Source organism: Micromonospora sp. NPDC003776, assembly GCF_053605645.1.
In genome coordinates this window covers 1-7,537 of record NZ_JBSGJR010000340.1, presented here as the reverse complement: position 1 = coordinate 7,537, position 7,537 = coordinate 1, and the positions used below count along the sequence as shown (strand labels likewise).

At 75.1% G+C, this 7,537-nt stretch carries 7 protein-coding genes and 1 pseudogene; 4 read left to right on the top strand and 4 right to left on the bottom strand.

Going from position 1 to position 7,537, the window contains the following annotated elements:
- Window positions 1-1,442 (top strand): annotated as a pseudogene (locus tag ACWEVO_RS24005) (Hsp70 family protein); the annotation flags it as partial.
- Between the two features lie 2 nt (window positions 1,443-1,444).
- On the opposite strand, the gene ACWEVO_RS24000 reads toward ACWEVO_RS24005, so the two are convergent.
- Window positions 1,445-3,328, bottom strand: coding sequence for a propionyl-CoA synthetase (locus ACWEVO_RS24000; RefSeq protein WP_452309767.1), 1,884 nt, complete (start codon window positions 3,326-3,328; stop codon window positions 1,445-1,447).
- 147 nt (window positions 3,329-3,475) lie between these two features.
- Between ACWEVO_RS24000 and ACWEVO_RS23995 the strand changes: the two genes are divergently transcribed.
- Window positions 3,476-3,727, top strand: coding sequence for a hypothetical protein (locus ACWEVO_RS23995; protein ID WP_452309766.1), 252 nt, complete (start codon window positions 3,476-3,478; stop codon window positions 3,725-3,727).
- A gap of 153 nt (window positions 3,728-3,880) precedes the next feature.
- Here ACWEVO_RS23995 and ACWEVO_RS23990 read toward each other — a convergent pair whose 3' ends face one another.
- On the bottom strand, window positions 3,881-4,417 hold the full coding sequence (locus ACWEVO_RS23990) for a hypothetical protein (RefSeq protein ID WP_452309765.1): 537 nt from the start codon (window positions 4,415-4,417) through the stop codon (window positions 3,881-3,883).
- A gap of 99 nt (window positions 4,418-4,516) precedes the next feature.
- On the opposite strand from ACWEVO_RS23990, the gene ACWEVO_RS23985 reads away from it, so the two are divergent.
- The gene (locus ACWEVO_RS23985) at window positions 4,517-5,737 is read left to right on the top strand and encodes a GNAT family N-acetyltransferase (RefSeq protein ID WP_452309764.1); all 1,221 of its coding nucleotides are present in this window, start codon (window positions 4,517-4,519) and stop codon (window positions 5,735-5,737) included.
- Between the two features lie 129 nt (window positions 5,738-5,866).
- Window positions 5,867-6,289 carry a hypothetical protein gene (locus ACWEVO_RS23980; RefSeq protein WP_452309763.1) on the top strand — a complete coding sequence of 141 codons (423 nt, stop codon included), beginning with the start codon at window positions 5,867-5,869 and terminating at the stop codon, window positions 6,287-6,289.
- Between the two features lie 79 nt (window positions 6,290-6,368).
- On the opposite strand, the gene ACWEVO_RS23975 is transcribed toward ACWEVO_RS23980, so the two are convergent.
- Together ACWEVO_RS23975 and ACWEVO_RS23970 are read right to left on the bottom strand one after the other, a co-directional pair.
- Window positions 6,369-6,839, bottom strand: coding sequence for a ribose-5-phosphate isomerase (locus tag ACWEVO_RS23975; protein WP_452309762.1), 471 nt, complete (start codon window positions 6,837-6,839; stop codon window positions 6,369-6,371).
- Window positions 6,840-6,911: 72 nt separating this feature from the next.
- The coding region (locus ACWEVO_RS23970) for a DUF1015 family protein (protein WP_452309761.1) at window positions 6,912-7,537 on the bottom strand (626 nt) is incomplete at its 5' end.

Below are 7,537 nucleotides of genomic sequence, written 5' to 3'. Positions count from 1 at the left end.
AGCGGGCCGGGCACCCGGGCGTCGGCGGGCCGCCGCCCGGCGTACCCCTGGGGCCGCCGGTCTCGCCCGCACCCGCCGGCGGGGCCGGACCGCGACGCGGGCATGGGCTCCGCTGGCTGGCGCTGGCCGCCGGCGTGGTGGTGCTCGCCGTCCTGGCCACGACGCTGTGGTGGGTGTTCCGGGACCGCTATCCGGCGCTGGACTTTCACAACCCGCGGCTGATCGCCGAGGAGACGGCGGGCGACGAGCGGCCGGCCGACATGTTCACCGCCGTTCTGGGTGACCGCGCCTACCTGGCGTATCCCCTGCCGGACAACCATCTCGCCGTGGTGGCGGTCGACACGACGACCGGTGACCGGCTGTGGAAGAAGCAGACCGACGCGACCGCGGAGCGCTGGGCGGGTATCCGGGCGCTGCCGGACGGGGTCGCGGTGTTCGCCGACGCCGTGGGCGACAGCACGCCGCGCGACCTGGTGATGCTGGACGGCTCCGGCAAGCAGCGGTGGGTGCTCAGCATCCACGGCGACGACGACCTCTACTTCACCGCACACACCGCGGTCTGGCTGGACCGGACCGGCAAGCGGCTGCTCGGGCTGCGGCTCAGCGACCGCCGCCAGCAGTGGTACCACGACAACCCGCGCAACGAGTACGGGGACGCGCGTACCCGGGTGCTGCCGGTCGGCACCGGCGCGGCGCTGAGCGGCCCGGCGTACCTCGACGGCACACCCCGCGCGCCCTGGCTGGGCGACGCGGACCGGCTGGTCCAGGTCGGCGCGGACCGGTCGGTGCGGGTCGTCGAGCTGGACACCGGGAAGATCCTGAAGAGCCGGCCGAACGTGGCGGACGTCGACGATCTGATGGCGGCCCGCGACGACCGGCTCTACGTGGTCGAGGACAACCGGGGCTTCCGGCTGCTCTCCTACGACCTGGGCGGCCTCGGCGTGCCCGCCATCCTCTACACCTCGGGCGACCAGGGCGCCCGGGCGAAGTCCCTGGTCACCTGCGGGGAGCACCGGGCCTGCCTGCTGGAGGTGCCGGACGCCGGTCCCGACGGCACGACGGTGGTGGCCGCCGCCGAGGGAAAGAAGACCCGGGACTGGCCCGCCCCGCGGGCCGAGACGCTGGTGCCGCTCGGGGAGCACCTGCTCGCCTCGCACGACTCCCCGAAGCCGACGGTCACCCTCTTCACGCCGGACGGCGGCACGCTGCTGCGGGACCGGGACGGGGTCGCCGCCCGGCTCGACGCCGGCAACGCGCTCCTGTTCAGCGAGTCGCCGAGCGCGGTGGAGGGCGACCGCATCCTGGCCGGGATGGCGGTGGGCGCCGATCCCTTCGAGATGGGCGCGCTCAAGGGGGTACGCAGTGGATCGTGCTCGTGGGACACCGAGGTGATCGCCTGCGGCGCGGAGAAGGAGTTCGTGGTCTACCGGTTCGTCGGCTGAGGTCAGTCCCGGTCGTCGCCGAGCCGGCGGAACACCGCCAGCGTCGCGGGGTCGTCGATGGTGGCCGGCACCGGCTCGTCCCGCCCCTCCACCAGGCCGCGCATGGTCCGGCGGAGGATCTTGCCGGAGCGGGTCTTGGGCAGCGCCGGCACCACGGTCACCCGGCGGAACGCGGCGACCGGCCCGATCCGCTGCCGGACCAGGGCGACCAGCTCACCGGCGAGGTCGTCCGGGTCGACCTCGGCCCCGGCCTTGAGCACCACGTACCCGCTGGGCACCTGGCCCTTCAGCGCGTCCGCCACCCCGATCACCGCGCACTCGGCGACCGCGGGGTGCCCCGCCAGCACCTCCTCCATCGCGCCGGTGGAGAGCCGGTGCCCGGCCACGTTGATGACGTCGTCGGTACGGCCCATGACGTACAGGTAGCCGTCGTCGTCGAACCGCCCGCCGTCGCCGGTCAGGTAGTAGCCGGGGAAGGTGGCGAGGTAGGAGCGGACGTACCGCTCGTCGTCGCCCCAGAGGGTGGGCAGGCAGCCGGGCGGCAGGGGCAGCCTGATCACGATCGAGCCGTCGGTGCCGGCGGCAACCTCCCGGCCGCCGCCGTCGACCACCCGGACGTCGTAGCCGGGCACGGGCACCGACGGGGAGCCCGGCTTGATCGGCAGCGGCTCCAGGCCGCGCGGGTTGGCCGCCACCGGCCAGCCCGTCTCCGTCTGCCACCAGTTGTCCACCACCGGTACGCCGAGCTGCTGCCCCGCCCAGGCCCAGGTGTCCGGGTCGAGCCGCTCGCCGGCCAGGAAGAGGGTACGGAGGCCGGTCAGGTCGTACCGGGCGATGAGCGCGCCCTCGGGGTCCTGCCGCCGGATCGCCCGGATCGCGGTGGGCGCGGTGAACAGGGCGGCGACCCGGTGCTGGGCGGCCACCCGCCAGAACGCGCCGGCGTCCGGGGTGCCGACCGGCTTGCCCTCGTAGAGCACGGTGGCCGCGCCGGTGAGCAGCGGCGCGTACACGATGTAGGAGTGGCCGACCACCCAGCCCACGTCGCTGGCGGCCCAGAAGACGTCACCGGGCCCGATGCCGTAGACGTTCCGCATCGACCAGCGCAGCGCCACGGCGTGGCCACCGTTGTCCCGCACCACGCCCTTCGGCCGCCCCGTCGTGCCGGAGGTGTAGAGGATGTAGAGCGGATCGGTGGCGGCCACCGGCACGCAGTCGACCGGCTCGGCGTCCGCCATCGCCTCGTCCCAGGTGAGGTCCCGCCCGGCGACCAGCGGGGCGGGTTCGTGGGGGCGCTGCACCAGCACGCAGCGCTGAGGGGCGTGCGTCGCCTCGTCGAGGGCGGCGGCGAGGATCGGGTGGTACGGCACGACGCGGTCGACCTCGATGCCGCAGGAGGTGGCGACCACCACCTTCGGCCGCGCGTCGTCGATCCGGACGGCCAGTTCGTGCGCGGCGAAGCCGCCGAAGACCACCGAGTGCACCGCGCCGATCCGGGCGCAGGCCAGCATCGCGACCACCGCCTCCGGCACCATGGCGAAATAGAGCAGCACCCGATCGCCGCGCTGCACGCCGAGCCGGCGCAGCGCCCCGGCGAACCGGGCGGTCTCCGCCAGCAGTTCGGCGTACGTGAGGGTGCGGACCGTGCCCGTGACCGGGCTGTCGTGGATCAACGCCGGCTGGTCGCCCCGGCCGGCCGCGACGTGCCGGTCGAGTGCGTTGTGGCAGGTGTTCAGCTCCCCGTCCGGAAACCAGCGGTACAGCGGCGCGGCGCTGTCGTCGAGGATCCGCTCCGGCGACCGGTGCCAGTCGATGTCCCGCGCCGCCTCCCGCCAGAAGCCCTCCGGGTCGGCGATGCTCCGCTCGTACGCTGATCGATACGCGCCCATGCCGCCATGCTGCGCGGCGGTCCGGGCGGGGCACGACGGTCGACCGGGATCGGTGCGCCGGAAGCGCCGTCCGGCTCGCCGAACGGCCGGCACCGGCCGGTGGACGGTCGTCGTTTCCGCCCGCCCGAGCCGGGGTAGGGCGGGCACATGGAGACGAACACGAAGGCGTACCTGGTGGGCGGTCCCCGCGACGGCAGCAGCCAGGACGTGGACGACCAGGCCCTGTTGGAGATCGAGATCGACGGCATGATCCACCGCTACGTCCAAACCACCAAGCGGCACGGCGAGCACGGGACCGTCTACAACTACGACGGCATGGTGGCGCCGGGCGGCGGCGAGCCGGGCGTCGAGGACCCGGCGGCCCGGGTCGCCTCGCCGAAGGCCGACGCCCAGGAGTGACGACCGCGGCTCAGCCCACCGGGCGACGGATGAACCGAGCCCCGTGGGGTAATGCGACCGCCGTCCTGGTGGAGTGACGACCGGCGTCGCGAGGTACCGCGGCCGGGCCGACGGGCGGGCGGCGGGACGCCGACCGCCCGCGGCCACGGCGGATCAGTTGCCGGTGACCCAGTTCCAGGCGCTGACCACCCACTCGGTCTGCTGCAGGTAGGCCACCCCCACCCCGGCCAGGAAGAGCGCGGTGACCAGGTGCGCGCCGCGGGCGGTCCGGCGGACCCGGCCGAGCTGCCGCTCCCAGACGATCCGGCCGAGCAGGCGGGCGAGCGCGAAGAGGCCGACCGCGGTGAGCAGGCTGAGCACGAAGGTGAGCAACGGAGCCGCCAGGTTGCCCCGGCCGGAGATCGCCCAGATGCCCCAGCAGACGAAGGCGAAGAGGCCGCCGGCCGCGCTCCACTCGCCGCCCCGACGCAGCTGGGCGAGGTGCCAGCTGATCGGCCGGCGGGGGGCGGAGTCGTGCGCCCAGTCGGTGGGGTCGACGGCGGCGAACTGCTCGGTCCGGGGCGTGCGGCGCTGCCCCACCTGGGCCACGCCGCGCTGGAACCCGTCCCGCTGCGGTGGCACCACCCCCACCCCGGGCTGCGGCGGCACCTCCACGGTCTGCTCGGCCCACGGCTGTGTCTGGTCCGCCATCTCGTGTCCTCCCCCTCGACCGACGCCGGCCACGGTTCCGAGGGTAGCGACCCGGCAAATCGGTCGCCGACCCCGGACGTGATGGGCTACACACATCCGATGACGGACGTGACGGTGCCCCGGGCCGAGGAGTTCGACGAGATCAGCGCGTTGCTGTACCTGGCCTTCCACGACGAGCCCGACCCGGAGGCGGTCGAGGTCGAGCGCGGGGTCTTCGAACCGGAGCGCGCGCTGCTGGTCCGCGACGGCGGGCGTCCGGTGGCGCACGCCGCCGCGTTCACCCGGGAGCTCCAGGCGCCCGGCGCGAGCGTGCCGGCCGCGCACGTGACGATGGTCTCGGTCCTTCCCACCCACCGCCGGCGCGGGCTGCTCACCGCCCTGATGCGTCGGCAGCTGCGGGAGATCCGGGACGCCGGCCGGGAGCCGGTGGCGGTGCTCTGGGCCAGCGAGGGCCGGATCTATCCGCGCTTCGGCTACGGGCTCGCCGCCCAGCGCTACACGCTGGAGTGCGAGACCACCGAGCTGCGCCTGCCGGAACCGGCGTCCGCCGGGGGCGGCCTCCGCCTCGACCGGCCGGCCGCGCACCGGGCCGAACTGGCCCGGGTGTACGACCGGGTGCGCGCCGACCGGCCCGGCTGGTCGAGCCGGGACGAGCGCTGGTGGGCCTGGCTGCTCGCCGACGTCAAGAGCCTGCGGGGCGGCGCGACCGAGCGCCGGGTGCTGCTGCACGAGGGGCCGGCGGGTGTCGACGGGTACGCGCTCTACCGGACGAAGGAGGCGTGGGACCGCAGCGGCCCGCGCGGCGAGGTCCGGGTCGACGAGGTGGTCGCCGCGACCCCGGAGGCGTACCTGGGGCTGTGGCGGCTGCTGCTCTCGATCGACCTGACCCGGCGGCTGTCGTTCCGGGGCGCCGCCCTGGACGAGCCCCTGTTCTGGCTGGTGAACGAGCCGCGTGGGCTCGGCGCCCAGCTCGCCGACGCGCTCTGGGTCCGGGTCGTCGACGTGCCGGCCGCGCTGGCCGCCCGCCGGTACGCGACCGACGTCGACCTGGTGCTCGAGGTGACCGACGACCTGCTGCCGGAGAACTCCGGCCGGTGGCGGCTGGTCGGTGGCCCGGCGGGCGCCAAGTGCGTGGCCAGCACCGCGCCGGCCCAGCTCGCCTGCGACGTACGCGCCCTCGGCGAGCTCTACCTGGGTGGTGCCGGGCTGGGCGCGCTCGCCGCCGCCGGCCGGGTACGGGAACTCGTCCCCGGCACCGTCGCCGCGTCGGCTGCCGCCTTCGGCTGGCACCGCGCCCCAGCCCCCATGGAGGTCTTCTGACCCCCGTTCGCGGACCGGGCCGGTCAGATCTTGGAAAGTTGCCGTTCAGCAGGAACGGGACGTGTCCAAGATCGGGCTGAGCGGTGGGACGCCGGCGCCGTTCGGCGGTGGGGGCGGTACGGTCGGAGGATGGGTGATGCGGAGCGACGGCGACGCCGGTTGCGGCACCACGGGGAGGGCGGCGACGCGGACGGACCGAGCGCGACCACGTCCGCCGTGCACGACGGCGACCCGAGTCCGCCGCGCGGCCCCAGACGAGCCGAGCTGGACTCGTCGGACGACGGCTCCAGGTCGCCGCGCGGCGGTAGACGCGCCGAGCTGGAGTCGTCGGACGTCCGGCCGCGCCGCCCCGGGCCGGTGCCGGAGGAGGGCGAGCGTGGGCTGCGCGGGCTGGTGGGGTCGGGGTCGTCGCCGGTCAGCGTGACCGCCGCCCTGCGGGCCCGGGACGCGGCCCGGCCGAGCGACGCGGACCTGGCCGAGGCCGAGGCCCGCGTCGTGATCGTCCGCCGCAACTGGATCCCCCGCGACGAACTGCCCCGCACCGGCCGCTGACGGCCGTCCGATCCGGCCGCCGGCCGGGACCGGCGGGCAACCGGCTGGCCGGGGGTGGCGGCCCCTCGCCGGGACGAGGTCAGGCCGGCAGGTCGGGGAGCTGGCGGGTCTGCTCGTACTCGGCCACCTGGATGATGCGCCGGGCGTGCCGGGGGTTGCCGGAGAAGGGCGTGGTCAGGAACGCCTCCACCAGGGCGGTCGCCTCGTCCAGGGTGTGCTGGCGGGCGCCCACCGCGATGATGTTGGCGTCGTTGTGCTCCCGGGCGAGCTGCGCGGTGTCGATGTTCCAGGCGAGCGCGGCGCGGACGCCGGTGATCTTGTTGGCGGCGATCTGCTCGCCGTTGCCGGAGCCGCCGATGACCACCCCGAGGCTGCCCGGGTCCCCGACCACCCGGTCGCCGGTGTGCAGGCAGAACGCCGGGTAGTCGTCGTCCGGGTCGTAGGCGTGCGGGCCGACGTCGACCACCTCGTACCCCTGCGTGGCCAGGTGGTTGGCGAGGTGCACCTTCAGCTCGAAACCGGCGTGATCGGATCCCAGGTAGACGCGCATACCGCGCAGTCTGACAGGCCCGCCTCCGGGCCGGCGCGCGGGCGGCGACCCGGAGGCGGATTCGTCACAAGCTCAGTGCGGCAGCTCGGCGACCACCAGGCCGGCCCGCGCCTTCGGGGTGAACCAGGTGCTCTTGCGGGGCATCTTCTCCCGGGCCAGGTTGACCGCCACGAAGTCGTCCACGGTCACCGGGGCGACCAGCACGGCCAGCTCGGCCCGGCCGGCGTCGACCTCCCCGGTGAGCCAGCTCGCCGAGTAGTCGCCGCCCACGTACGTGATCCGCTTGTCGCCCGGGTCCAGGCCGAGCGCGTCCCGCAGCAGCAGCCGCTCGACCAGCGCGTGGTCGAGGTTCTCCAGCCGGCCGCCGCCGGCGTGCGGCAGCCGCACCGCGTACCCCTGGCCGGTCAGGTAGAGGTGCACGGTGCCGCCGGCCGCCGGGACCTCGACCGGGCCGTCGAGGGGGCTGACCTCCGCGCCGGCGGCGCGGAGCCGGTCGAGCAGCTCCGCCGGGGTGGTGGTCAGCTCGCTGACCAGCCGGTTGTAGGGCTGGATGGCGACCGAGGCCGGCGTCGTGATCACCGACAGGAAGCGCGGGAAACCGCCGGTCTGCGCGGCCAGGCTGCGGTGGTTGCCGTCCGCGACGACCAGCTCGCCGCCGCCCGCCAGGGCGGTCAGCTCGTCCTGCTCGGGCCCGGGCC